The sequence below is a fragment of the Corynebacterium sp. MSK004 genome, from assembly GCF_030232515.1.
In the GTDB taxonomy this organism is placed as follows: domain Bacteria; phylum Actinomycetota; class Actinomycetes; order Mycobacteriales; family Mycobacteriaceae; genus Corynebacterium; species Corynebacterium hesseae.
The window spans coordinates 199,043-225,666 of sequence record NZ_JASPKB010000001.1; the positions used below are offsets into that span (position 1 = coordinate 199,043).

The window sequence follows — 26,624 nt, forward strand, 5'->3', positions numbered from 1 at the left end:
GTACAGAAGACGCACTGTATTACACTAGTGTCCCATGACTGACTTGAAGACGACCGCTGGCAAGATCGAGGACCTGAGCGCCAAGCTCACCGAGTCCCGGGCGCCGCAGGGAGAGGTTCCTGCGGCCCGCAGCGCCATCGAGGCGCTCTTTGACGCCGGATCCTTCGTGGAGACCGACGCGCTCGCTCGCCACCGCTCCACCGAGTTCGGCCGCGAGCACATCCGTCCTTACACCGATGGCGTCGTCACCGGCTTCGGCACTGTCGATGGCCGCAAGGTCTGCGCCTATGCGCAGGACGCCTCGCTTTTCGACGGCACCATGGGCGAGGTCTATGGCGAAAAGGTCACCAAGCTTTATGACTTGGCCATTAAGACCGGCGTACCCATCGTCGCACTCGTCGCCAGCGATAAGCCCCGCGCCCAGGAGGGCATTGTCTCCTCCGCCATGCAGGCCCGCATCCTGGCCCGCGCCACCACCGCTTCCGGCCTCATCCCGCAGGTCACGGCGGTCTATGCGGACTCCAAGGAGGCCTCGCTGGTGGCCGCGCTGTCGGATGTCGTCATTGCTCCGGACGGTGATCTGCAGGCGGATGGGGAGCACGAGGTGAACGTCGCCAAGCGCGTGCTCTCCTACCTGCCTTCCAATAACCGTGCCGCCGCTCCCCGCACCGATGCCACCATCGTTGCGGGTTCTGTGGAGGAGAACATCACCGACGCCGACCACGCCCTCGATACCCTCGTGGGAGATGACGGCGCCGTCGATCTCGCCGACGTGGTCACCGCCACCTGCGAGGATGTTTTCGAGCTCGGCGCCCAGGTGCGCGGTGTCTTCACTGGTTTCGGCCGCGTGGAGGGCCGCACCGTGGGCATCATCGCCAACCGCGACTCCTTCGATGCGGAAGCTGCCGCTAAGGCCGCGCGTTTCATCCGCCTCTGCGATGCTTTCAATACCTCCATTATCGAGTTCGTCGACTCCCCGGCGCTGGATGTGGAGAAGGCAGCGCTGGCCAAGCTCGTGCATGCTTATGCCGCAGCGAGCGTGGGCAAGATCAGTGTGATTGTCCGCCGCGCGCACGGCACCGGGTACATCGCTTTCGGCTCCAAGGAACTCGGCGCCGACCTGTCCTATGCGTGGCCGACGGCCGAGATCTCAGTGGCCGATGCCCCCGCACTGGCCGCAGAGCTAGAGCTGAGCGAGGAAGAGGCCGCCGCCTACCTCACCCCGTACCAGGCCGCTGAGCGCGGTCTTGTCGATTCCGTCATCACCCCGGCAGCCACCCGCGGCTCCCTCATCGAGGGCCTGCGCCTGCTGGATCGCAAGATTATTCCGACCCTGCCGAAGAAACACGGCAATATCGTTTTGTAGAGGTTTCCCTATGACCGCTTCCCTGTTTACCGTTCTGCGCGGCAACCCCACCGACGCTGAGGTGGCGGCCCTGTCCACGGTGCTCAGCCAGCTCGACTCTGAGGCGCGCGCCAAGGCCGCCGATATCCGCTCCGAGCGCGACCTGTGGGGCCAGCCGGGTGATGTGTTCAACCCGTCCGCCTTCCGCAACGTCCGCTACTACTAAGCGCATGCGCCTGGTTCTAGCTTCCCAGTCCCCCTCCCGCCTGTCCATCCTGCGGGGTGCGGGCGTGGAACCCGTCATCGCCCCGGCCCACGTGGATGAGCGGGCCATCGAGGAGCGCCTGGCGGGTGCTGAGCCCGCCGAGATCGTCTGTGCGCTGGCTACTGCTAAGGCAGGGGCTATTGCTCCTGACTATCCCGAGGACGTCGTGGTGGGCGGGGATTCCATGCTGCTTCTCGACGGCTCCCTCCAAGGCAAACCCCATACCCCCGAGGCCACCGTGGAGCGCTGGCACGCGCAGGCCGGGCGCGCCGCGGAGCTCATCACCGGCCATTGCGTGCTGCGGGGCGATAAGCGCTTCGTAGAAGCCTCGCGCACGACGGTGTACTTTGCCCAGGCCACGGACGCCGATATCGAGGCCTACGCCCGCACCGGCGAGCCGCTGGAATGCGCCGGCGCCTTTACCTTGGAGGCCCTCGGCGGCTGGTTCATCGACCGCATTGAGGGCGATCCTTCCTCCGTCATCGGCCTTTCGCTGCCGGTGCTGCGCCGCGCGCTGTACTCCTTTGGGCTCAACGTCTCCGACTTCTGGGCCCAGTCCTAGTTTCGGGCGAATCCATCCAGCTGCGGGCTAATTCTTCTATCTTTGGGCGAACCTTCCCAGGTTCGCCCCCTCTGGTGGCCGTGGCGCCACATGGCTAGAGTGGGGCGGCATGGAAATGAAAGATATGCTCGCTCCCCCGCCCATCAAGTTGCCCGCCGATCCGGGTGCTGACAGCACCTCCGATCTCACCGCAGGAATTGTCGCCCACCCGGATTCCCCGTTGCTGTGGGCACTGCTGGCGGAGCAGGAACTAGACAAGCACAAGGGCGCTGAGCCCACCGCTTTCATCACCGCCTACGCCTATGCGCGCACCGGCTACCACCGCAGCCTAGACCGCCTGCGCGGCAATGGGTGGAAGGGATGGGGCCCAGTCCCCCTCTCCCACGAACCCAACCAAGGCGTGCTGCGCGCGATTGCCGCACTGGGCCATGCTGCGAAGGCCATCGGTGAGGACGCGGAGTATGACCGCATCCGCCAAATGCTTTCCGACGCCGACCCTGAGTCCGTCGCCACGCTGCTGGACTAAGCAGCCAGTAGCGCCGTTGCGCGCTGGCCCGCCTCCCCCCGGTCCGTCACGTGGTTCTAGTCGACTGGTTCTACTCAAAAGGTTTAGCTGGGGGCAGGTGAACCATCTAGGTGCCCGAAGAAGGTTTGTTTGGGGGCACATGAACCTTCTGATCCGAACCATATGACTGGAACCATCCGTGGCAGCTAGCGGACCTCTCAGACGGGCACGGCGCTTTAAATACAAAAATCCCGCGGACCTCGAATACTGAGGCCGCGGGATTAGTCTGTCTGCCCCTAAAGCAGCGCAGGGATTGGTATGCGGTTAAGCGGCTCTTCCGGTTTCGGGGTGCGTAGCGGGGTGAGGTAGAAAACGACGGGTTCAGCGGGTCACCACAACATGTAGGGGTCCCTGGTGTGAAGATGAAAGTTCCTACACAACCATCTAAACCCACCAGGGACCCGTACTGTGAAGCCTACTGGAAACCTCGTCGCCGACACTATCTGCCGTACCGCGGAAATCGGACTTGCCATCACCGGTGCCGCTGATGCCGGAGCGTTGACCATCATTGAGGCCACGCCAGTAGCCGTTATCGGCGTGTGCCCGGACTGCGGACAGCCAGGAAAGCTGCGCGACCACACCACCCGTCGACTCGTTGATCTTCCTGTCGTTGGATTCCCCACTAGGCTGCACGTAACAGTCCCCAGATTCTTATGCACAGCCGTCTCATGTAAGAGAAAGATCTTCCAAGAATCTTTAACCTGCGCGGATGACGGCGCCAAACTCACTTATCGGGTCACCCGCTGGATCTTGCAGCGCCTTGCTATTGACCGGATGAGTGTGTCAGCTACCGCCAAAGCACTCGGTGTGGGCTGGGACCTGGTCAACCAAGTCGCGCTGGATGCCTGCCGCCAGCTTGTCTACGGCGATCCATGTCACCTAGACGGGGTTCGCATTCTTGGAGTCGATGAACACGTATGGAAACACACCAGAAAACCAGGCCAGGCATCAAACCTGGTGACCATACTTGTTGACCTCACCCCGCTGGTGGACGGGCGTGGGCCTGCTCGTTTGTTAGACATGCGACCGGGCAGATCCGCCCACGTGCTCAGCGGGTGGCTTAAAGAGCGCGACCCCAGCTTCCGGGAGCAGATACAGGTGGTGACCATGGATGGGTTCACCGGTTATGCCACCGCAGTTGAAGAGCAACTACCACAGGCGAATAAAGTCATGGACCCTTTCCATGTGGTGCATCTGGCAGCCGACAAGCTCACCAGTTGCCGACAAAGACTCCAACGTGAGACAACCGGGCGCCGCGGACGCAAAGATGACCCGCTGTACAAGCACCGGCGCACCCTGTTGACCAGGACGAACTATCTCACCGAGCGGCAAAAGCAACGCTTAGAAATGCTGTGGGCCACCGATGACGACTACGTGGCCCTAGAAGTAACGTGGCTGCTCTACCAAGACGTGATCGCAGCGTACGCGCATCCGAAGAAATCGGAAGGCAGAAAGCTCATGGAACGCATCATCCACACCCTGCGTAAAGGACTACCAAAAGGCTTAGAAGAGCTCGCCCAACTGGGGCGCACCCTGTGGCGTCGACGCAAAGATGTGCTCGCCTACTTTGATATCGGCGCATCCAACGGTCCCGTTGAGGCAATCAACGGCAGACTCGAACACCTACGCGGCATCGCCCTGGGATTCAAAAACCTCAACCACTACATCTTGCGATGCCTCATCCACTCCGGACAACTACAGGACAAAATCAACGCACTCTAAAACCGGAAGGGCCGGTTAAGCCTTGTCGCCGTCTGCTTTGGCAACAAGATCACCGGTGTTCTGCGCGGTGCGGATGTTCGCTACGAAGAACTCCAGGATCAAACGGAACTGGATGACGTAGAAGAGGAACCCAATTCCACCAAAAATGACAGCGCCCAGGAACGTCAAGATTCCGATGAGAAAGCTGTCAGCGAAAGCAAAGAAGGAGAAGAGGATCATTCCCGCCCATGCTGCACCTGCCAGGATAACGAGCAGAATGTAGATGAAAGAGGAGAACTTCAGGGTGACGAAGTTGCTGAAGGAGAAGTCAAACAGCGCCTGGAAGAAGCCCGTGCCCTTGGAAGAACCGCCATTCGGCGCTGCCTGCTGCGGGTACTGATTCTGCGGGGAGGCTGCAAAGGGCGAGTTTTGCTGACCAAAACCCTGCTGCTCCTGCGCCCCGAAGCCCTGCTGTCCCTGGGAGCCGAAACCTTGCTGCTCCTGGGCGCCGAAGCCCTGGTTCTGCTGCTGGTAGTTACCAAAACCGGACGTGGAGTTGGAGTGAGAAGCCTGGGCGCCGAAGCCATCACCAGACTGCTGCCCAAAACCCTGGCTCTGGTTGGATTCTGCCTGCGCAGTGCCGCCAAAGCCTTCGTTGCCAAAGCCGCTGTTGCCGTAACCATGGTTGCCGTAGCTCTGGTTCGAGCTCGCCGCCTCAGAACCGCGCTCGGCACCAGCACTGCTATCGGAGTTGTAGGAAGCGTAGGAGGCGCCAAAAGAGTCATGGTTAGCGCGGGTCTCATGGCTGTCAGGCTTGTGGTCAGCTGACTCCGTGTTGGCAGAACCAGAGGCGGACTCAGATGCAGCAAAGCTGGAGTCAAAAGTGCTGTCCTTGGCCTCACCTTCCGACTCCGGCTGCGAGTCCTGGGAAGACGCGCTTCCGAACGAGGAGGTCTCAGCAGAGCTCTCGGAGTAGTCGCCGTAGCCGGACTGGCCGCCCCAGCCGAAGTTGGAGTTCTGTCCCTGGCTGTTCCACCCAGAAGCAGAATTATCGCTGCCGGACTGGGAGCTACCGTAGCCGCCAAAGCTACCGAAGTTATCGTTCCCAGCGTTCTCGCCGTGGGAACCGTTAAAGCTGTTATCGCCCACGTTGCTTTCGCTGTTGTCGGCGTTCTCACCAAACTGGTTGGGGTTCGTCATTATTCCTTAGACCTTTCGGAGAATCATCGAATTTCGCAGCACGCTACAGCACTACACTGGCGCAATTTTTACCCCTTCGAACGTACCTGAGATCTCGCTCACTGGCAGCCCGGCTCGGGGAATAAGCCCCAAGAAAATGAAAGTTTCCCCTGCCGCGGCAGGGGAAACTCGACAAGGCTAGCGCGAAAATAGACGCTTAAGCGTTCTTCTCCTCCACGCGCTTGATAGCCTCAGCAGCCACCTTCTCCTGAATGCCCATGTCCAGCTCAGAGGTGAAGCCCACACAGGAGCAGTTAATCTCACCAAGGACATAGGTGTCTTCGCCGTTCTCACCGTCTGCCAGCATGAAGTCTGCGGTCCAGATCAGTGGGATGTTGTCACCACCGAGCTTCTCTGCAATGACCGGACGGACCTCAGCGAACATGTCAACGAGTTCCTGCCACTCCTCCGGCTTCTGGTAAGTGTACTTAGCACCGGAGAACAGGGTGGCGGAGAAGGCGTCGCCGCCCTCGGCCGGCTTCTTGTGCACCACGAAGACCGGGTCCGGGCCCACGAGAAGAATACGAATCTCACCCTCGACAATGCGCGGCATGAAGCGCATGTCCACGAGCATGCCGTTGTCACCCACGATGTACTGATCGCAGAAATCCATGAACTCGCCCAGCTCGCGCTCCTCGGTGTGGTTGTCCACAGCCTCGGTGCACTTGATCTTGGTGTCGAGCGGCAGAGCCGTGCCCGGCTCGACAGACTCGGCCAGCTTCTCGTCGGCAAGGCGCACGCGCCAGATGCCGGAGCCGGTGGAGCCGCGGTTCTGCTTAAGCACGCGCTCGCCGTAGGACAGGGAGGCCGGGAAGGTGTTGTGGAAAGACTCGACGTCGTAGTAAGCGGCAGTATCGGACGGGACCAAGTCGGTGTCATTGAGCTTGACCAGGGCATCCTTAGCACCGTAGGCCATCATCTCGTACGGGGTGGACATGCCGACCAGGCCGGCGTCGGACAGCTTGGTGAGCAAGTCGAAGTAGCCCTTCTCACCGCCCGGGATGTTGCCCGGATTCACGCGGGAAATGTAGGCATCGAAGTTCTCAGATACATACTCAAAGAGCTTCTCAGACCACTCAGGGCGGTAGAACACGACCTCTGCGTGCCAGCCTGCATCCTTGATGCAGTCGACGATCGGCATGGTGTCCTTACGGTGTCCATTGATCTGCTTGTCGGATCCGCCCTCGACCTCGAAGACGACGATTGCCTTGTGCACAGTGCTTCCCTTTCGCTAGGGGGTTAATGAGTGTCACTTCTTAAAATAACCCAGGTTAGGCCTGTTCGCTCACCTGAAGAAGCGACGCCAAAATGCGATAAAAGTCGAGCTTAGCGCAGTTTTTAACCCCTGACCTGCACACTTGTTATAACCAGTACATGCGAGCTGGCGCCCTACGGAATAAAAATGTATCCAACACCACAAACGGCCCTCCCCCGTGACCACTTTTCGACAGAGCACGCTAGAGTTGAAGCGAACGTTCCCCCTTAACGAGAAAGGCAGGTGGACCGTGGCCGAATTCGACCCGAATCCCCCTTTCCAGGAATACGCGCACCCCGAGCGTCTTGTGTCCGCACCGTGGCTATCCGCGCGACTGGGCATTAACGGCCTCCACGTCATCGAGGTCGATGAGGACTCGCTCCTCTACGATATCGGCCACATCCCCACCGCTATCCGCATCAATGTCCAGACGGAGCTGCTCGACAGTACAACGAGGGACATTATCAGCGCGGAAGACTTCACCAAGCTCCTTCGCTCCAAGGGTATTGAGCGCGAGGATACCGTCGTCCTCTACGGCGACAAGTCCAACTGGTGGGCCGCATTCGCCCTGTGGATCTTCGAGCTATACGGTCACGAAGACGTCAGGCTTCTCGACGGCGGTAGGGACGCCTGGATGTCCGAAGAGCGCGATACTTCCTTCATGGTCCCCGAACCATCTACCTCCTCCTATCCCGAGGTCTCTCGCGAGGAATCTTCACGCATCTTCGTCGACGAGCTGCGCGAATCCACCGCCACGGTGGTCGACACCCGCAGCCCAGACGAGTTCTGCGGCGAAGCCGCCCTCAAGAACGGAACCGGCGAGTCCGCCTACGGCACCACGTTGACCCATGGCCACATCCCCGGGGCCATCAACTTGGAATGGGATCGCGCGGTCTACCCCAACGGCTGCTTCCGCGCACTCAGCGAGCTGAAGGTAAGCTATGGTGAGCTGGAGCCAGATACGGAAACAGTGCTCTACTCTCACGTCGGCGCTCAGGCCGCGCACACCTGGTTCGTGCTCAAGTACCTGCTCGGATTCAAGGCAGCGCGCGTTTACGATGGCTCGTGGGCAGAGTGGGGCAACATGGTTCGCATGCCCGTTGAGCGCTAAGAACACACCAAATTAACCCCGCATCCACGCTGATGCGGGTTTATTTTTTGACACGAAACCAAGATGTGAAGGTATCCTCATGTTTTGGTGTGCAAGAATAGTACGCAGTCCTATCAGAAAAAATGGAGGAGGGTTCCTGCCGTGGCAGTTGAAACCAAGAACATCACCAAGGTCCTCGTGGCCAACCGCGGTGAGATTGCGGTCCGCGTCATTCGCGCGGCTCGCGACGCCGGCATCGCATCCGTAGCGGTCTACGCTGAGCCAGATGCTGACGCCCCATTCGTCACGCTTGCCGACGAAGCCTTTGCACTCGGCGGCCAAACTTCCGCGGAGTCATACCTCGACTTCAGCAAGATTCTCGACGCCGCCTCCAAGTCCGGCGCCGACGCCATCCACCCCGGCTATGGCTTCCTCTCCGAGAACGCCGACTTCGCCCAAGCCGTCATCGACGCCGGTCTGACCTGGATTGGCCCCTCCCCGCAGTCCATCGCAGACTTGGGCGACAAGGTCACCGCCCGCCACATTGCCGAGCGTGCTGACGCTCCCATGGCACCGGGTACCAAGGATCCGGTCGCCAGCGCCGAAGAGGTCGAAGCCTTCGCCGACGAGCACGGTCTACCGGTTGCCATCAAGGCCGCTTTCGGCGGCGGTGGCCGCGGCATGAAGGTCGCGCACACCCGCGAGGAGATCAAGGACCTCTACGAGTCCGCCACGCGCGAGGCCGTCACCGCCTTCGGCCGCGGTGAATGCTTCGTTGAGCGCTACCTGGATAAGGCCCGCCACGTCGAGGCGCAAGTCCTCGCCGACCGGCACGGAAACGTCGTCGTCATGGGCACCCGCGACTGCTCCCTACAGCGCCGCTTCCAGAAGCTCGTCGAGGAAGCCCCTGCCCCCTTCCTCACCGATGAGCAGCGCGCTTCCATCCACGAATCGGCCAAGCGCATCTGCCGCGAGGCCGGCTACTACGGCGCCGGCACCGTGGAATACCTGGTCGGCGCCGATGGCCTCATCTCCTTCCTCGAGGTCAACACGCGCCTCCAGGTGGAGCACCCCGTTACCGAGGAAACCACTGGCTTCGACTTGGTGCGCGAGCAGTTCCGCATCGCGGAGGGCCGCGAGCTCTCCATCTCCGAGGATCCGGCCCCGCGCGGCCACGCCATCGAGTTCCGCATCAACGGCGAAGACGCCGCCGCGGGCTTCATGCCGGCCCCCGGAACCATCGTCTCCTACTCCGAGCCTTCCGGCCCGGGCGTGCGTTTGGATTCCGGCGTGCGCGAAGGTTCCGTCATCGGCGGCCAGTTCGATTCCATGCTGGCCAAGCTCATCGTCTGGGGCCCGGACCGCGCGACCGCCATCGCGCGCGCACGCCGCGCGCTGTCCGAGTACCGCATCGAGGGCCTGCCCACGGTTGTCCCCTTCCACCAGGCAATCCTCACCGATCCTGCTTTCACTGCCGAAGACGGCGACTTCAAGGTCTACACCAAGTGGATTGAGGAAGAGTGGGTTAACGAGCTCCCCGCATACGTCGACCCCGCCGAAGCACCCGAGGCCGAGGAGCAGGAGGCAGCCCAGAAGTTCGTCGTCGAGGTGGGCGGCCGCCGCATCGAGGTAGCCCTGCCGGGCAACTTGCTTTTGGGTGGCGGCAACAAGCGCAAGAAGTCGAAGAAGCGTCGCGGGAAGGGCGCGGCAGCCAACGTGTCCGGTGACACCGTGACCGCGCCGATGCAGGGCAGCGTCATCAAGGTCGCCGTCGAAGAAGGCCAGCAAGTGGAAGAGGGCGAGGTCGTCGTGGTCCTCGAGGCCATGAAGATGGAAAACCCCGTCAAGGCCCACAAGTCCGGCACCGTGACCGACCTCAAGGTATCCACCGGCACGCAGATCAACAAGGGCGAGCCGATTCTGGAGATCAAGTAGTTCGCTAATGCGTCTCTGCCGGCAGAGAACAGCGCAAAACTGCGACAAACCTTGCCTCGATTAGCACTGTTAAATACTCTTTGACGTGATGCCCCGGTGGAGCTCTGCTCCGGGTTACTTACCCGCTGAGTACTACTTACCGGGGTGCTGACTTTGTCGCTCCGGGGGGGATGCAGCAGTGGCGCATCAGGATTGCGCCACCCACTCCCCTCGAACCACTCAGCGAGTGACAAAATTCAGAGTTCAAGTAACCTCGAAAGGCATGAGCGTTAACGATTCTGAGTTCGGCGTACGGTTGGCCAAGGAGCATGACCGTACCTACCTCTCCCGCCTCCTTTTCCTCGCCGATGTCCTCGGTGACGAGGACGCCCATATCGGGGATTTCCACACGCCTGACGTGGGGCTGTACGTCGACGAATGGTCTCCCCATGTCGACGGCGGCGTCATCGCCGTCTCCAGCCACCGCGTGCCCGTCGGCGGTGCCTGGCTGCGCTACTACACCACTGAAGCCAAAGGCGCTGCCTACACCGGCAATCCGGAGGCCGATCCTTTCGATGAGTCCCAGTGGGCCACAGACCTCGATCCGGAGGAAATCCCCGAGCTCTTCCTCGCTGTGGAGTCCCGCTACAGGGGCTTAGGCGCTGGACGACGCCTCCTGCGCAACACCTGCGACCTCGCCGAGGCACAGGAAGCTCCGGCCATTTCGCTGTGGATTGAGCCGGAGAACACCGGCGCCCGCAAGCTGTATGAATCCGAGGGCTTCGTCGACATCGACGTGCCCGGCCGCCCGGATGCCCACGTGATGCTCAAGCGTTTCTAGCACCGCAAGCCGACAAAGGGTGTCGAGCATACTCGACACCTCTTCGGTTTCTTCCAAAAGTGTCGACTATACTCGACGCGTTTGGCAGGGCCCGGCGGTAAAACAAGAACCCCTCCTATCTGGTGTTTTACTCCAGACGGGAGGGGTTCAGCGGCTTTTCTTAGCTGATGACGGCGATGAGGTCGCCGCCCTCCACCTTGGTGGCGGCGCCAATGGCGACGCGCTCGATGGTGCCATCCTTGGTGGCGGAGATGGAGGCTTCCATCTTCATGGCCTCGATGACGGCGATCTGGTCGCCGGCCTTGACCTCGTCGCCAGGCTTGGCGGTCGGGTTCACCACGCCGGCAAACGGTGCGGCCACGTGGCCCTCGTTGGACGGATCGGCCTTCTCCACGGTGGCGACGGTGGACTCGACGTTGTTGTCGCGCACCTTGAGCGGGCGGATCTGGCCGTTGACGTTGAGCACGACGTTGCGGATGCCCTTCTCGTCCGGCTCACCCATCGCGTCAAGACGCACGGTGATGGGCTTAAGATCCGCGCGGTCATTGGAGCCCTCCGGGAAGTGGTGAACAATGTAGTCCTTGCCCTCTTCCAGACCGTAGAAGAAGACCGTGTCCGTCAGCGCCTCGGTGTTGCCGTAGGTGCGGCGGAACTCGTTGAACTCCTCGAACTGCTTCGGGAAGAGCAGGCGGTTGAGGGAAGCGCGGCGCTCGGTGGAATCATCCGAAGCCAGGTGCTTCTTCTCATCCTCCGGCACGGGCTTGACGGTGACGTCGCCAGGCGCGCGGCCCTCCAGAACCTTATCGCGCAGCGGCGGCCAACCACCCGGAGGCGTGCCGAGCTCACCGCGCAGGAAGGCGATGACGGAATCCGGGATGTCGTACTTGGTCGGGTCGGCCTCAAAGTCAGCCGGGTCTACTCCAGCGCCCACGAGGTGCAGGGCGAGGTCACCGACCACCTTGGAGGACGGGGTCACCTTGGTCGGGCGGCCGAGCATCTCATTCACTGCCGCGTAGGTGTCCTCGATAATCTCGAAGCGGTCCTCCAAGCCCAGCGCGGTAGCCTGCGCGCGCAGGTTGGACAGCTGACCACCCGGAATCTCGTGGCGGTAGACGCGGCCGGTCGGTCCAGGAATACCCTTCTCGAACGGCTGGTAGAGCTGGCGCACGGCCTCCCAGTACGGCTCAAGGTCGGAGACGGCCTTGAGCGAGATGCCGGTGTCACGAGAGGAGTTCGAGAACGCCGCGATGATGGCGGACAGCGAAGGCTGGGAGGTGGTGCCCGCCAGCGGTGCGGAAGCACCGTCGACGATGTCGGCACCAGAAAGCGCTGCCGCGTAATAGGTAGCCAACTGGCCACCTGCGGTGTCGTGCGTGTGCACGTGAACCGGCAGGTCGAACTCCTTGCGCAGAGCCATAACCAGCTTGGATGCGGACTCCGGGCGCAGCAGGCCCGCCATGTCCTTGATAGCCAGGACGTGAGCGCCTGTGTTCACGATTTCCTCGGCCAGCTTGAGGTAGTAGTCCAGCGTGTAGAGCTTCTCATCCGGGGAGCACATGTCGCCGGAGTAGGCCATGGCAACCTCAGCCACGGTGGTGTTGGTCTCCAGGACGGCGTCGATAGCCGGGCGCATCTGGGTAACGTCGTTCAGCGCGTCGAAGATGCGGAAGACGTCCACACCAGACTTGGCGGCCTCCTGCACGAAACCGGTGCACACATCGTTGGAGTACGGCGAGTAGCCCACGGTGTTGCGGCCGCGCAGCAGCATCTGGATGTTCTGGTTCGGCATGGCCTCACGCAGCAGATCCAGGCGCACCCACGGGTCTTCCTTGAGGAAGCGCATGGCGACGTCGTAGGTGGCACCACCCCATGCCTCCACCGAGTACAGCTCCGGGGTCATGCGGGCAACGGCCTCAGCGGCAGTGACCAACGCGGTACCGCGCACGCGGGTGGCCAGCAGGGACTGGTGGGCGTCACGGAAGGTGGTATCAGTGACGGCCAAAGCGTCCTGCTTGCGGATCTTCTCCGCCCACTTCTTCGGGCCCAGCTCCAACAGCTCATCGCGGGAACCGCGCGGCAGCTCAGAGTTAAAGTCCAGATCCGGCAGCTTGTCGAAGGGGCGCAGGGTGGTCGGGCGCTCGCCGTTCGGCTTGTTGACGGTCACATCAGCGATGTAATCAATGATGCGGCCAGACTCATCCACGGCCGGCGGGGCCTTGAGCAGGTCCGGGTGCTCCGGAATGAAGCTGGTGTCCACGCGGGTGTTGACGAAGTCCGGCTCGCGCAGCAGGGCGCGCAGGAAGCCGATGTTGGTGGCCACGCCGGCCACCGTGAACTCGTTAAGCGCGCGCTGTGCACGTGCCACGGCCTGCTCAAAGTTGACTCCACGGCAGGTCATCTTCACCAGCAGGGAGTCGAAGTTCGGGGAGACCTCAGCGCCGACGGCCGTTGCGCCGTCGAGACGCACGCCTGCGCCGCCCGGCGAGCGGTACTGGGTCAGCGTGCCGGTATCCGGGCGGAAGCCATTGGAGGGATCCTCGGTGGTGATGCGGCACTGGAGCGCCGCGCCGGTGATGTGGATGTCCTCCTGCTTCAGGCCCAGCTCCTCAAGGGAGAAGCCCGCCGCAATCTGCATCTGGGACTTCACGATGTCCACGCCAGTGACCTCCTCGGTCACGGTATGCTCCACCTGCACACGGGGGTTCATCTCGATGAAGACGTGGTTGCCCTTCTCATCGACGAGGAACTCGACGGTGCCGGCGCCTTCGTAGTTAATATGCTCGCAGAATTTCACGGCGTCCGCACAGATGCGATCACGCAGCTCCGGGTCCAGCGTGGGCGCCGGGGCGATCTCGACGACCTTCTGGTGACGGCGCTGCACGGAGCAGTCACGCTCAAACAGGTGCAAGACGTTGCCGTGGGAGTCAGCCAGAATCTGCACCTCGATGTGCTGCGGGCGAATCACCGCGGTCTCGAGGTAAACGTTGCCATCGCCGAAGGCTGCCTCAGCCTCGCGGGAGGCCTCAGCACACTTGGTCTTCAGCTCCGCCTCGTTCTCGATGAAGCGCATACCGCGGCCGCCACCGCCGGCCACTGCCTTCACGAAGACGGGGAAGTTAAAGTCCTTGGCATATTCCGCCAGCTTGTCGACGTCCGTCGAGGGCTTCGAGTCCTTCAGAGTCGGCAGCCCCGCCTCCTGGGCAGCGGCTACCGCGGCGGCCTTATCACCGGTCAGGTCCAAGGTCTCCGGGGTGGGACCGATGAACTTAATGCCGTTGTCACGGCAAGCACGCGCCAAATCGGCACGCTCCGACAGGAAGCCGTAACCAGGGTAAATGGCATCCGCGCCGGACTTCTTGGCGGCGCGAATGACCTCATCGATGTCGAGGTAAGCCTTGACCGGCTGGCCCTCGTTACCAATGCGCACTGCCTCATTGGCAAAGGCGCGGTGGAAGGAGTTGCGGTCTTCCTTTGGATAAATTGCAACGGTCTTGGAGCCGACCTCAAAGGCAGCGCGGAAGGCGCGCACGGCAATCTCACCGCGGTTGGCCACCAAGATCTTAGAGAAGGACTTGTGGGCGGTATCAGACACTGGGAGTGATCCTTTCAGATAAGCACAATACGAACTTAAGGATAGTGTCCGAGGCGACAACGCGGGCGGAAATCGACATATCGGTCAACAGATTTCGAATAGGTTCTCGCCAGACTCCTAGGCACACCCCTAGAAGACTCACCCCTTCATGAACAGCTCCCCTTCCCCCCCTTTAAACATGCAGCGGCCAAATAGGAGAAGAGTTACTTCGCTTTTAAAAAAATATAAACCTATTGACATGTTCTACCCTCCGTTTCTATCCTTCAATCAGGTTCATAAGAACCAACTTCATCCTTCACTTCCAAAGACCGCACGGTGAAGACAGAAAAGAGCTTATGAACTCAGTCACCATTTCTAACGTCCACAAGTATTTAGGCGAAGGCGCCCAGCGCACGCATGTTCTCAAAGGCGCAAGCCTAGAAGCTGGTGAAGGCGAGTTTCTCGGCATTTCAGGAAAGAGCGGCTCCGGTAAAACAACTCTCCTGCGCGCGGTTGCAGGTCTTCTACCTATCGATGAAGGCTCAATCTCGGTCTTCGATACCTGTGTATCCACCGCTGCTCCCAAGGAACTACTCGCCTTGCGCCGCAACACAATCGGCTTCGTCTATCAAGACGACCTGTTGATGAATGAACTCACAGCGCTCGAAAATGTCATGCTTATGCTTGCTGCAGCGGGATTCGATGAGACGACGGCACACGACAAGGCTTGCGAGGCCTTAACCCAGGTAGGACTTGCAGAACTCGCTCAACGATTTCCCGCAGAGATGTCGCGCGGCCAATGCCAAAGAGTAGGAATCGCCCGAGCACTGTCTGGGAAACGGCGAATTCTCTTGGCTGATGAGCCGTCTGCTGCGCTCGATTCTGAAAACTCGCACGGCATTTTTCGACTCTTCAAGAAGCTGGCATCAACTGGCACAACCGTGATAGCGACCAGTCACGATCCCATCATGCTCGACTATTGCAGCACGGCCTACACGCTGATCGACGGCCAGCTTGGGAAAGCAGCCCCGAATGCTCAATGAACTAATCACGAAAGTCGTGCATTCTTCGAAACGGTATCGTTTCGGCGCAGCGGCAATCGCAGTGTGCTTAGGATTATTCGCATTTGCTGTCTCGGCTGATCTCTTCATGATGCTGTCCCCGCAGCAGAAGGCGCAGTCAGAATTGGGAAACAACGCCGTGCGGGTGGACGTGCCTGTGTACACGCGGGCGGGCGTGGTTGAACAGACGCTGCCGCAACTTGATTCCCCAGAGAGGGGCTTTACTACCCAACTCGAGACTTACGATCTCTATGTCGATAGCAATCCATCAGCTTCCCTTGTCTACAAGGAGTCTCACTGGGAAGAGCAAGCTCCCGATTTTGGGTTGGCATTGGTTCAGGGCCATTGGCCAAGCGCCCCCGGGGAAGTAATCGTCACTGAGGACGTTAACCTTAGCCTCGGAGAGAACACAACTGCATTCAACGGCACGCTACCGCTCCGCATCGTTGGCGTTGTATCGAATTCCTTCCACAGCCAGGAGAAAGCGGTGTACGGCGCATCGGGAACATGGAACACCATCGACGCCGACGCTTATTCCATGACCTCCGCTTCGGTCCGGCCGATTGTGTTCGGTTCCGAAGGAACGACTCCTGCCGAGCTCACCGACTTCATTAGCAGTCAGCTCGAAACTACAAACCTCGTTGATCGCGCCGCGCTTGACGACGCCTTTTCGACCTCACTCCTCACCCGCGAAAGCCTGCTCGCCACGCCGCCTTCAGGGTTCGCCGATAGCTATTCTTTCTTCTTCGGCCTGTTCGCCATTGTCATACCGTGTGCTTTGATCCTCTTTTTGTGGCGAGTCACGTACCTAGTTCTTCACCCGTTGAACCGGCGGTTCTTCGAGCTAGGAATCTCCCCCTTCCTGTTGTGGAAGTCCAACACATCCACCCTGCTTCGTTCAGCCCTGATGTACTCCGTCTTAGGCCTCGTTGTAGGTGCAGGCCTGGCGCAATGCGTGCGCCCTTTCATTTCGGGACTTGCGGGGTTGCCTGATCCTGGAGTCCTCATTCCGTGGAAATGGTTAGTGCTTCTTCTCGCTAGCTCGCTAGCAGCACTCCTGATTGGCGGTGTTGCCACCGCGCCGTCGACCCAGCCGCATCCGTTCTGGAAAGACATCCCGCTGCCGGCCTTATCGGCATCATTCTTGCGTTGGAGTGCTATTGCTATTGTCCTTGTGGCCGCGCTCTTTACGGTCGCTTCAGCACTGCTGGGGCCAGACGTGTTCGAAACCTGGGCGCCATTGCCAACCGTGGCATTGTGCATCGTCTTTTCTCTTTTTCTCGCACGCTGTCCGCGAACCAGCCGGCCCTACACTCCAGCAGGCGTGGCCCTAAGATTTGCAGAGAAGCACCGGCAGCTTATTGGCACGGGTCTGACGTTGTTGGTCCTGTGCATGGGAACCGCCGTGTTTAGCAGTTCGATGTCAGCCAGCTTCACAGCCAGTGAGAATGACAGTTTGACGTCAACGATCGCCCCAAACCAGGCACACATTTTAGAGAAGACAGATGACGGGCTTTCCACGCGTGCTGAATCCGTTCAGCACCTAGCCACTGCGTTGGGCGTGCCCGCCCCAGTTCGTGTTTCTTATGTCCAAGCCACGCTGGACATGCCCGCGGAGATGTCGGGGACTTTTGGCGTACTGAGCGTCGAATCCGTTCGTAACGTAGAGCAACTCTTAGACCGAGAGCTTACTGCCTCAGAAAAAGAAGTCCTTAAGACTGGGGCATTAGTCCGCGATCACAGATTCATCAACCAAGACCACGTTTCAATCAACACGAGCAAGAATTCAGGCCACTCATCACTTTCAGCGCTGAGTATGGACTTCGGGCCACACTGGGAGAAGCTAGCTGGAGGATTTATCCTCGCATCCACGGCGCAAAATCTAGATGCACCGGCAGGTAGGACACAATGGGTCTTTACGGGTCTCCAGGAAGACCAAGAAAAGCGCTTTCTTGATAGCGCTGCACAAGCTCATATCCCCCACGAGCTCGTACTACTGCCACTGATTCAAACTTCTTCGACACCGCGGGCATTCTATATCAGCTTGGCAGCCGCGCTTCTCAGCGCGTTAGCCGTAACCTTTGTTTTCTCGCGGCAACTTGCTCGCGCTACCGAAGCAATCGAGACCACCTTCAAAGTACTAGGCCTCGATTCCTCCTGGCACCTAAGAATCGTTGTACTCACTACGGCCACACTGGCATGTGCCGCGATCATTACTGGCTGTCTCGCTGGAATCCTCCCGCTTGCCGGAATGGTCTACGCAATGGGAGATGGCCTCACTTTTGCCATCGATTGGAATGCACTTCTTGTTGCCGCAGGCGCAATAGCATTAGGCGCTGCATGTGGCGTCGGCATGACATGCCTTCGCCACGTGCAGCGCCCGTCGTCAAGCGCAACCGCTAATTAGATCTGCTTCGGCGGAACGGAGCGCTGCTCCTTGCCGTTGTAGGCAGACAGCGGGCGGATCAGGGAGTTGTTCTCGTTCTGCTCCACGATGTGTGCGGTCCAGCCGGTGATGCGGGCCATCACGAAGATCGGGGTGAAGAACTCAATGTCGAAGCCCAGGATGTGGTACGCGGGGCCAGCCGGGAAGTCCAGGTTCGGCTGGATCTTAATGGAGGTGTTCTCGTACATGGTCTTCGCCATGTTCTCGTACATCTCCACCCACTGCTCCTGGCCATGGTCCTTGGCCAGCTCGCGGAAGGCAGCCTCCATGGTCGGAACGCGGGAGTCACCGTTCTTGTACACGCGGTGACCGAAGCCCATGACGAGCTCCTTGTTCTTGAGCTTGTTGAGCGTCCACTCCTCTGCCTTGGCCGGGTCACCGACCTCCAGGAAGTTCTTCATCACGGCCTCGTTAGCACCACCGTGCAGCGGGCCCTTGAGGGCGCCGATGGCGGCGGTAACGGCGGAGTAGGTATCCGACATCGTGGAGGTCACCACGCGGGCAGCGAAGGTGGAAGCGTTGAAGGAGTGCTCAGCATAGAGGATGAGGGACTTATCAAAGGCTTCGATGTCGGAGCGCGACAGGGCCGGGGAGCCTTCCTCCTCGCCGAAGACCATCCACAGGAAGTTCTCCGCAAAGCCCTTCTTACGGGAAGGCTCGATGTACCCCTCACCGCGACGGCGGCGAATATCAAGTGCGACGATGGTCGGCAGCTTCGCCATGAGCTCCAGCGCGGTGCGGCGGATGTGCTCGGAGTCCTTGGTGTACTCCTCCGGATCCTGGGAACCGATGAAGGAGACCGCGGTGCGCAGCACGTCCATCGGGTGGCAGGACTTCGGCATGGAGGTGATCAGGTCAATGAGGTGGCGGTCTAGGTGGCGCAGCGCCTTCTCACGGGCGGAGAAGCGGACCAGCTCATCCTGGCTCGGCAGCTCGCCATTCCACAACAGGTAGGCAACCTCCTCGAAGGAGCAGTAGCGAGCCAGCTCCTGAACCGGGTAGCCGCGGTAGGTCAGGGAGTTGGTTTCCGGGACGACCTTGGAGACGGCGGTCTCATCGACGACGACGCCGTAGAGGCCCTTGCGGATTTCTGGGGTTTCAGACATGGTGTTTTTCTCCTTTGATAGAAGGATCGGGTGAGTTTTCGGGCGGGTTTAGGACCGCAGGTTTTAGTCGAAGGTGGGCTTGTAGCTGTCCTTGGAGTACGTGAACACGCTCTGGTCGAAGGCGTTGTACTCGTCGTAGCGCACGAGCTCGTACAGGCGGGAGCGGTGCTGCATGCGCTCGAGCCACTCCTCGGACTGCAGGCCGGTTTCCTGCATGTCGCGGAGGAACTCTTCGGTAGCACCCATGGCCACGCGCAGGGTGGACACTGGCCAGATGACGGCGTTATAGCCCAGCTCTTCGATACGCTTGGCGGATAGCAGCTCGGTCTTGCCAAACTCGGTCATGTTGGCCAGCAGTGGGGTATCCACGGCGGCGCGGAACTTTTCGAAGTCCTCGGGCGAGTACAGGGCCTCGGTGAAGATGAGGTCTGCGCCGGCGTCGGCGTAGGCCTTGGCGCGCTCGATAGCGTCATCGATGCCGTGGATGCCGGCGGCGTCGGTACGGGCACAGATGATGAAGTTCTCGTCACGGCGCTCGTTGACCGCGGCGGTGATGCGGCGAACCATAAGATCCGTCGGCACCACTTCCTTGCCATCGAGATGGCCGCAGCGCTTCGGGTTGACCTGGTCCTCTAGGTGGCAGCCGGCCAGGCCAGCGTCCTCCAGCGCGGCAACCGTGCGGGCGGCGGACATGGGTTCGCCGAAGCCAGTGTCGGCGTCGACAAGCACCGGCAAGTCCGTGGCGCGGGCAATGTGCCCGGCGCGCTGTGCCACCTCGGTGAGCGTGGTCAGGCCGATGTCCGGCAGGCCCAGGTCATTGGCCAGCACCGCGCCGGAGACGTAGACGCCGCCGAAGCCGCCGAGATCCTGGATGAGCCGCGCGGTCAACGGGTTGAAGGCGCCCGGCAGAGTGGTAATTTCCGGTGCGTTCAGCGCCTCGCGGAAGCTCTTGCGCTTGTCGGCGTTGCTGATAGTGGAGCCAAATAGGCCAGCCATTTAGAACAGTCCCTTCGGGGTCTCGGGTGCGGTGGCGATGGCCTCGTCTGTGAGGCGAACGTTGAGCTCGCTCAAATCGGTGAGGTTCTCCAGGTTCTGGACGGCCTTCAGGAAGCGCTCCTGCTCCTCTTCCGAAACCTTGCCGGCGGCGAGCTTCTTGAACTTGTTGATGTACTCCTCGCGGCCGAAGGGGCGGGCGCCGAGCGGGTGGGCGTCGGCCACCGCGCGCTCGTCCTCAATCACGGTGCCGTCCTTGAAGGTGATGACGGCCTTGCCGCCGAAGGCCTTCTCCTCCAGGTCGTTGGAGTGGTAGCGGCGGGTCCACTCCGGGTCCTCGACGGTGGAAATCTTGTGCCACAGGTCGATGGTGTCCTGGCGGTGCTTGCGCTCGTCGGAGTAGGAGGTCTCATAATCCCACTCGCCGTCCTGCAGGGCCACGGCGAAGATGTACATGATGGAGTGGTCCAGGGTCTCGCGGGAGGCGTTCGGATCCATCTTCTGCGGGTCGTTGGCGCCGGTGCCGATGACGTAGTGGGTGTGGTGCGAGGTGTGCAGGACGATGGACTCGATGTCCTCGGTCTTCAGGCCCTTTTCCGCGAGGGTCTTCTTGAGAGCGAAGGCCATGTCGATCGGGGCCTGTGCCTGATACTCCGCGGAGTGCTCCTTGGTGTAGGTGTCCAGGATGGCGCGCTTTTCCTCGCCCTCAGCCGGCAGCGGGACGGTGTAGGTGCGCTCCGGGGAGTGGAGCATCCAAGCGATGAAGCCGTCCTCGCCTTCCCAAATTGGGGCCGGGGCGCCCTCACCGCGCATGGAGCGGTCCACTGCCTCGATGCCCATCTTGCCGGCGAACGCCGGTGCATAAGCCTTCCAGGAGGAAATGAGGCCCTTGCGGGACTGGCGGGTGGCGGTGGTGGTGTGCAGAGCCTGGCCGATGGCCTGGTAGATGGTCTCGACATCGAGGTTCAGCATGGTGCCGAGGCCCGCGGCGACGGAGGGGCCGAGGTGCGCCACGTGGTCGATCTTCCACTCGTGAAGGCAAATGCCCTTGACCAGGTTGACCTGGATTTCGTAGCCGGTGGCGATACCACGGATGAGCTCCTTGCCGGTCAGCCCCTTGTGCTGTGCCACGGCCAGGATCGGCGGAATGTTATCGCCCGGGTGGGAGTAATCGGCGGCGAGGAAGGTGTCGTGGTAGTCCAGCTCGCGCACGGCAGTACCGTTGGCCAGCGCTGCCCACTCGGCAGAGTAGGTGCCGTCAACGCCGAAGATGGTGGCGCCGCCTTCCTGCACCGGGTGGGCCTGCGCAATGACGCGGGCGGAGGTAACAGGACGGCGGGTGGCAGAGGCAACGGCCACGGAGGCGTTATCGATGATGCGGTTGATGATCATCTCGGTGGTCTCGGCCGGAACCTCGACGGGATCAGCGGCAACCTTGGCAATCTTGTAGGCCAAGTGCTCTTCAATAGGAAAGTCCTCGGCGGACTTGTGGGTACGTACTTCGTGGTTAATCAACGGGATTCCCTCCTAGACAAGAACAACGATTGCGATAGGCATCACACTAACCCTGCCTCGTGTGACCTGCCACATGTGTAAACTGTGACTATCTGTTGCAGGGATTTGCGTTAATTGCAAAATCTGTGGAACTACCAGGTAGAACGGTTTTTGAGGAGGGTGCAGGCAGTGACCAAGCACTACGCGGGGGCGAGAATCCACGCGCTACGCAAGGAACGCAAACTCACGCAGGCCGCCATGGCCAAGCAGCTGGGGCTATCCACCAGCTACCTCAACCAGCTGGAAAATGACCAGCGCCCCCTCACCGTCACCGTCCTCATGCAGCTGACCCAGCGCTTTGGTGTTGATGCCACCTATTTCGCAGGCGACCGCGACTTGCGTGCGCTCGCCGAGCTGCGCCAGCTCTTCCCCGAAGCCTCCGAAGCCACCCTTACTGACTTAAGCGGGCGTTTCCCCGAACTTGTGCCCCGGCTTGTCGACGCCGCCGCTCACACCCCCGCCGAACCCGGCCCCTTCGAAGCTGTCCGCGATTTCTTTTACGACGCCCACAACTATGTTCACAGCCTTGACGTGGCCGCCGAAGAACTGTCCGATTCGCTCGGAGACCGCGTCCTGCGCCGCGGGCGCTTAGCTTCCGTCTTGCAGGATGAATTTGGTGTCACGACGCGCTTTTCCTCCTCGTCCCCGCGCCGACGCACCTTTCACAACCGGGAGCTGCACCTGCGAGCGGGCCTTACGGAATCCCAACTCGTCTTCGAAATGGCGCTCCAGTACTGTCTACTGGCCTACCCGGAGCACTGCGCGGAACTCGTCGCCGAATTGCCGGGCGAGGAAGCGCAGACTATTGGAACGCTGGGCCTCGCGCAGTACTTTGCCGCCGCCGTGACCATGCCTTATACCCAATTCCTCACCACCGCGGAGGAAACGCGCTATGACATCGACGTCATCGCGACGGCGTTTGGGACCGGCTTCGAGACCACCGCGCAGCGCTTGTCGACGCTACAGCGACCCGGCCACCAAGGCGTACCTTTCTCTTTCATCCGGACCGACCGCGCAGGCAATATCTCCAAGCGCCAGTCCTCCACCGCTTTCCACTTCGCCCGCAGCGGTGGTTCCTGCCCGTTGTGGGTGGTGCACCGCGCTTTTGAAACGCCCAACCGCATCACGCGCCAGGTGGCCTCGATGCCCGATGACCACACCTACTTGTGGATTGCGCGCTTCGTCCAAGGACAAGCCCAGGCCTGGGGCACGCCGCGCAAGGAATTCGTCGTCGGGCTAGGCTGCGATATCGCACAGGCGGATCGCGTGGTTTACGCGGATGCGCTCAACCTCTCCCCTTCCGAGGCGACCCCCATCGGCCCCGGCTGCGCCGCGTGCCCGCGCCCGGCGTGCCCGCAGCGCGCCTTCCCACAGGCGGGACGGCCCGTCAGTCTCGACCTCAATGCCACTCCAGTTTCGGCTTATGCCACCTCGTAGTTCTCTCATTTTCGTCTAGGCGTTCGAACTTTCTGCAGCGATGTCCGGTGGGCTTGCCAAGATAGGAGCTGTTCGGCACCCCGCCGAGCTCTCTCCCCTCACCTACGCAGGAGGTTCTCTCTCATGTCCCATCCTTATGCAGCTCCCCAGTTCTCCCAGGAGCCAAACCCGGAGCAGCCAGCGCCGAAGAAAAAGAAGGGCGGCTGTCTCAAGTGGGGTGCGGGTGCCGTCGCGGTATTCGTGCTCGGCGGTATCGCCCTCAATGCAGGTTCTGATAACGATGACCCGACTAACATCGCCGCACCGGAGCCAAGCACAAGCATCACTGCCGCCGAATCGCTGGAGTCTGCACTGAGCACCCCGACGCTCGATATCAACAACGCCGTAGCTGACGTGGAAACCGCCGGAGGCGGTACCGGCAGCGATGACAACACCGTGCCCGCAGAACACAAGAATGCTCTGCGCGCGGCGAAGCGTTATCTGGACTTTTCCTCATTCTCCGAAGCTAAGCTCTATGACCAGCTCACGAGCGAATACGGCTCACAATTCTCCCCGGAGGCGGCACAATACGCCATTCACCAGCTCGATGTGGACTGGAACGCCGAGGCGCTCGAGTCCGCAAAGAGTTACCTCGATTTCTCCTCCTTTTCCAAGGCAAAGCTCTATGAACAACTGACTTCCGAGTACGGAGAGAAGTTCACGCCAGAACAAGCTCAGTACGCCGTCGACACAGTGAATGCTGATTGGATGGCCGAAGCCGTCGAGGCAGCGGAGAGCTATCAGGAGCTCATGCCAATGTCCGGTCCGGCACTGTTAGAGCAGCTCACCAGCGAATACGGCGAGCAGTTCACCATGGAAGAAGCCCAGCATGCGGTGAGCACACTGGGCTTATAAGAGCGGGCAGTAGATAAATCAGACCCGGATCTGATTTACGCAAGGTCTTTACTCGAGGTCATCGTGGGCAACGAGGCGGCGGGCCGCCTCCGTGATGGTGCCCGACAGCGACGGGTAGACCGCCAAGGAATCCGCCAGCTGGTTCACCGTGAGCTGGTTGGTGACTGCTACGGCGATGGGCAGGATGAGCTCGGAGGCAGTCGGTGCGACGATAACGCCGCCGATAACACGGCCGGACGTGGCGCGGCAGAAGAGCTTGACAAAGCCGTGCTGCAAAGAGCGCATCTTGGCGCGTGGGTTGGTGTTCAGCGGCATCATGATGGTGCGGGCGGCAACCTCACCGGCCTCAATCTCCGCCTGGGTAAAGCCAACGGCAGCGATTTCTGGGCGGGTAAATACGGCGGTTGCCACGGTCTTCAGACGCAGCGGGGACACGCCCTCACCCAGGGAGTGGTACATAGCTATACGGCCCTGCATTGCGGCAACGGAAGCTAGCGGGAACAGATCGGAGCAGTCACCGGCGGCATAGATGCCAGCGACGTTGGTACGGGAAACGCGGTCAACCTCGATGTGGCCGGACGGCGTGGTGGCCACACCAACGTGCTCAAGACCCAGGTTCTTGGTATTAGGGATAGAACCGATGGACATGATGACGTGGGACCCATGGATCTCGCGACCATCCTGGGTCTTGACCACGACGTTGCCGTCCTCAGTGCGGGAGACTGTCTCCACGCGGCAGTTCTTCTCCAGTTCCACGCCGCGCTCAGCCAGGACGGTCTCGAGGACGTCGGCAGCATCAGCGTCGTCGTGCGGCAGAATGCGGTCGCGGGAAGCCACCATGGTCACGCGCACGCCCATCTCCGCGAAGGCGGAAACGAACTCCGCACCGGTCACGCCGGAGCCGACGACGATAAGGTGCTCCGGCTCCTCCTTGAGGTCATAGACCTGCTGCCAGGTGAGGATGCGCTCGCCGTCCGGCTGCGCGCCCGGCAGGATGCGCGGAGTAGCACCGGTGGCAACGAGGACCAAGTCTGCGTCAAGGGTTTCGGTGGTGCCATCTTTGTGGGTGACGTCGACCTTGTGTGCTGCACCTTTCACACCGTGCTGGTCCTCGGAGAAGGCGGCACGACCATCGATAACCTGAACACCGATTTTTTCCAGGCCCGCACGCACGTCACGGGACTGATTAGCAGCCAGCGCCTGCACGCGCCCATTGAGCGCCTGCAGGTTGAGCTGCAGCGAGCCGAGCTCGTGATTCAGGCCCATGTCATCGGCGCGGCGGAAATCGGTGCGAATATTGGCGCCAGCGATGAAAGACTTCGAGGGCACGCAGTCCAAGAGAACGGAGGAGCCACCGGGGCCCTGTTCCTCAATCAACGTAATGTGCGCGCCATACTTGGCGCCGGCGGTCGCAGCCTCGTAGCCTGCGGGGCCACCGCCGATGATTACGATGCGGGGGGCTTCCTGTGACACTGTCGCTCCTTTTTTAAAATTCTGCCTATAAGAACTCTGGGAAATCCTTGACACAGTGTAGTGCTTAGGAGCCTAATCCTCCACGTTGGCGAACTGTTCTGCTACGGAGCCAAAGAGTTTGACGCCCACGCCGATAGCGCGCTCATCTGGCGCCAAATCCCCCATGTGGAGATCGTGCTGCTCACCTTCACCCGACCAGCAGCCCAAACGGGCCATGGAGCCGGGCACCTTTTCTAGGTACCAAGAGAAATCCTCGCCGCCGGAAGACTGCGGCGCCTGAACCACGGCCTGCGGGTCGATGGCCTGGGCAGCACTGGCGAGGAGGGCGGTAGAGACGTCGTCGTTAAGCACGGGCGGAACCCCGCGGTGATAGACCAGCTCATGCTCCACACCCAGGGGCGCTAGCACTTGTTCCACCAACTCGGAGAAGAGCGTTTGCATATCCCGCCAGATACCGATGTCCGCCGTGCGCATCGTGCCGGCCACCGAGCCGGTCTCCGGGATCGCGTTCGGGGCATAGCCGGAATTCACCTGGCCGAAGACCAAGACGGTGCCGGTGCGCGGATCGACGCGGCGTGAGAGCAAACCTGGCAGGTCCGTCAGCAGCTTGCCCAGCGCATAGACGACGTCCGCCGACAAGTGCGGGCGGGAGGTATGCCCGCCGGGGCCGGACACGTTAACTTCTACGACATCAGTCGCAGAGGTAATGGCCCCGGCGCGGACGCCGATACGCCCGACGCGCAGCTTCGGTTCCACGTGCACCGCGAAGATGGAGTTCACGCCTTCCAGCGCACCCCACTCGATGACATCGGTGGCGCCGCCTACCCACACCTCTTCGGCTGGTTGGAAGATGACGCGGACGCCGAAGTCCAGTGGGTGCTCACGGTTGAGATCCGCCAGTGCGCAGGCAGTGGCTAGCGCAATGGTGGTGTGCATGTCATGCCCGCAGGCATGCATAACTCCGGGGACCTCGGAGGTGTACTCGAGGCCCGTGACCTCCGTGACCGGGAGCGCGTCGATGTCGGCGCGGAAGGCCAGGCGCCCAAGTTCCGTGTCGGGGCCGATGTCCACCATGAGGCCAGTCTCGGGGAAAAGATGCGGCTCCAAGCCGTACTCGCGCAGGGTGCGGGACAGGAAGCGGGTGGTTTCCACCTCGTTATTGGAGGTCTCCGGGTGGCGGTGAATATGGCGGCGCCACGCGATGACCTCCGCACGGTGGTTGCTAAACCACTCACTGACGTAGTCCGAGATCACTGCTTCCTCCTCCGTGGTTTCCTCTTGGGAAGAGTCTACAACTAGACCATGCGGTTCA

General features: G+C 61.1%; 20 protein-coding genes. 12 read left to right on the top strand and 8 right to left on the bottom strand.

Annotated elements, in window-relative coordinates; translation table 11 throughout:
* Positions 1–34 precede the first annotated feature (34 nt).
* The 5 genes from QP999_RS00925 to QP999_RS00945 all read left to right on the top strand — a co-directional run bounded on the left by QP999_RS00925 (position 35) and on the right by QP999_RS00945 (position 4,459).
* On the top strand, positions 35–1,366 hold the full coding sequence (locus QP999_RS00925) for a carboxyl transferase domain-containing protein (RefSeq protein ID WP_284847394.1): 1,332 nt from the start codon (positions 35–37) through the stop codon (positions 1,364–1,366).
* 10 nt (positions 1,367–1,376) lie between these two features.
* Entirely contained in the window at positions 1,377–1,571 is a 195-nt protein-coding gene (locus QP999_RS00930) for an acyl-CoA carboxylase subunit epsilon (RefSeq protein WP_070644361.1), read from the top strand.
* A gap of 4 nt (positions 1,572–1,575) precedes the next feature.
* On the top strand, positions 1,576–2,172 hold the full coding sequence (locus QP999_RS00935; RefSeq protein ID WP_284847395.1) for a Maf family protein: 597 nt from the start codon (positions 1,576–1,578) through the stop codon (positions 2,170–2,172).
* A gap of 109 nt (positions 2,173–2,281) precedes the next feature.
* Complete coding sequence (locus QP999_RS00940; protein WP_284847396.1) at positions 2,282–2,698, top strand: DUF3151 domain-containing protein; 417 nt, start codon at positions 2,282–2,284, stop codon at positions 2,696–2,698.
* A 447-nt stretch (positions 2,699–3,145) separates the two neighbouring features.
* Positions 3,146–4,459 (top strand): ISL3 family transposase, encoded by a 1,314-nt coding sequence (locus QP999_RS00945; protein ID WP_284847397.1) that lies wholly within the window; start codon positions 3,146–3,148, stop codon positions 4,457–4,459.
* 15 nt (positions 4,460–4,474) lie between these two features.
* On the opposite strand, the gene QP999_RS00950 is transcribed toward QP999_RS00945, so the two are convergent.
* On the bottom strand, positions 4,475–5,638 hold the full coding sequence (locus tag QP999_RS00950) for a DUF4282 domain-containing protein (RefSeq protein WP_284847398.1): 1,164 nt from the start codon (positions 5,636–5,638) through the stop codon (positions 4,475–4,477).
* Between the two features lie 196 nt (positions 5,639–5,834).
* Positions 5,835–6,893, bottom strand: coding sequence for a Cj0069 family protein (locus QP999_RS00955; protein ID WP_284847399.1), 1,059 nt, complete (start codon positions 6,891–6,893; stop codon positions 5,835–5,837).
* A gap of 289 nt (positions 6,894–7,182) precedes the next feature.
* Here QP999_RS00955 and QP999_RS00960 point away from each other — a divergent pair, with 289 nt between their 5' ends.
* The 3 genes from QP999_RS00960 to QP999_RS00970 all read left to right on the top strand — a co-directional run bounded on the left by QP999_RS00960 (position 7,183) and on the right by QP999_RS00970 (position 10,777).
* On the top strand, positions 7,183–8,043 hold the full coding sequence (locus tag QP999_RS00960) for a sulfurtransferase (protein WP_284847400.1): 861 nt from the start codon (positions 7,183–7,185) through the stop codon (positions 8,041–8,043).
* A 141-nt stretch (positions 8,044–8,184) separates the two neighbouring features.
* Entirely contained in the window at positions 8,185–9,957 is a 1,773-nt protein-coding gene (locus QP999_RS00965) for an ATP-binding protein (RefSeq protein WP_284847401.1), read from the top strand.
* A gap of 262 nt (positions 9,958–10,219) precedes the next feature.
* Positions 10,220–10,777: a GNAT family N-acetyltransferase gene (locus QP999_RS00970; protein WP_070521373.1), complete on the top strand. Its 558-nt coding sequence runs from the start codon at positions 10,220–10,222 to the stop codon at positions 10,775–10,777.
* A gap of 160 nt (positions 10,778–10,937) precedes the next feature.
* On the opposite strand, the gene QP999_RS00975 is transcribed toward QP999_RS00970, so the two are convergent.
* Positions 10,938–14,369 carry a pyruvate carboxylase gene (locus QP999_RS00975; RefSeq protein WP_284847402.1) on the bottom strand — a complete coding sequence of 1,144 codons (3,432 nt, stop codon included), beginning with the start codon at positions 14,367–14,369 and terminating at the stop codon, positions 10,938–10,940.
* A 335-nt stretch (positions 14,370–14,704) separates the two neighbouring features.
* Here QP999_RS00975 and QP999_RS00980 point away from each other — a divergent pair, with 335 nt between their 5' ends.
* Both QP999_RS00980 and QP999_RS00985 read left to right on the top strand, forming a co-directional pair.
* Positions 14,705–15,391, top strand: coding sequence for an ABC transporter ATP-binding protein (locus QP999_RS00980; protein ID WP_284847403.1), 687 nt, complete (start codon positions 14,705–14,707; stop codon positions 15,389–15,391).
* A complete protein-coding gene (locus tag QP999_RS00985; protein ID WP_239249223.1) occupies positions 15,381–17,816 on the top strand; it encodes a hypothetical protein in 2,436 nt (811 codons plus the stop codon). Before QP999_RS00980 ends, QP999_RS00985 begins: the two co-directional genes overlap by 11 nt.
* On the opposite strand, the gene QP999_RS00990 is transcribed toward QP999_RS00985, so the two are convergent.
* The 3 genes from QP999_RS00990 to prpD all read right to left on the bottom strand — a co-directional run bounded on the left by QP999_RS00990 (position 17,813) and on the right by prpD (position 21,469).
* The gene (locus tag QP999_RS00990; RefSeq protein ID WP_143335844.1) at positions 17,813–18,961 is read right to left on the bottom strand and encodes a bifunctional 2-methylcitrate synthase/citrate synthase; all 1,149 of its coding nucleotides are present in this window, start codon (positions 18,959–18,961) and stop codon (positions 17,813–17,815) included. The genes QP999_RS00985 and QP999_RS00990 overlap by 4 nt on opposite strands.
* A gap of 63 nt (positions 18,962–19,024) precedes the next feature.
* A complete protein-coding gene (prpB, locus tag QP999_RS00995) occupies positions 19,025–19,957 on the bottom strand; it encodes a methylisocitrate lyase (protein ID WP_284847404.1) in 933 nt (310 codons plus the stop codon).
* Positions 19,958–21,469 (bottom strand): 2-methylcitrate dehydratase PrpD, encoded by a 1,512-nt coding sequence (gene prpD / locus QP999_RS01000; protein ID WP_284847405.1) that lies wholly within the window; start codon positions 21,467–21,469, stop codon positions 19,958–19,960. It abuts the gene before it with no gap.
* 168 nt (positions 21,470–21,637) lie between these two features.
* Between prpD and QP999_RS01005 the strand changes: the two genes are divergently transcribed.
* Both QP999_RS01005 and QP999_RS01010 read left to right on the top strand, forming a co-directional pair.
* Positions 21,638–22,945, top strand: coding sequence for a short-chain fatty acyl-CoA regulator family protein (locus QP999_RS01005; RefSeq protein WP_284847406.1), 1,308 nt, complete (start codon positions 21,638–21,640; stop codon positions 22,943–22,945).
* Positions 22,946–23,068: 123 nt separating this feature from the next.
* Positions 23,069–23,839 (top strand): Ltp family lipoprotein, encoded by a 771-nt coding sequence (locus QP999_RS01010; protein WP_284847407.1) that lies wholly within the window; start codon positions 23,069–23,071, stop codon positions 23,837–23,839.
* Positions 23,840–23,887: 48 nt separating this feature from the next.
* On the opposite strand, the gene QP999_RS01015 is transcribed toward QP999_RS01010, so the two are convergent.
* The gene (locus QP999_RS01015) at positions 23,888–25,312 is read right to left on the bottom strand and encodes an NAD(P)H-quinone dehydrogenase (protein ID WP_284847408.1); all 1,425 of its coding nucleotides are present in this window, start codon (positions 25,310–25,312) and stop codon (positions 23,888–23,890) included.
* Positions 25,313–25,384: 72 nt separating this feature from the next.
* The gene (locus QP999_RS01020) at positions 25,385–26,566 is read right to left on the bottom strand and encodes an amidohydrolase (RefSeq protein WP_284847409.1); all 1,182 of its coding nucleotides are present in this window, start codon (positions 26,564–26,566) and stop codon (positions 25,385–25,387) included.
* Positions 26,567–26,624 lie beyond the last annotated feature (58 nt).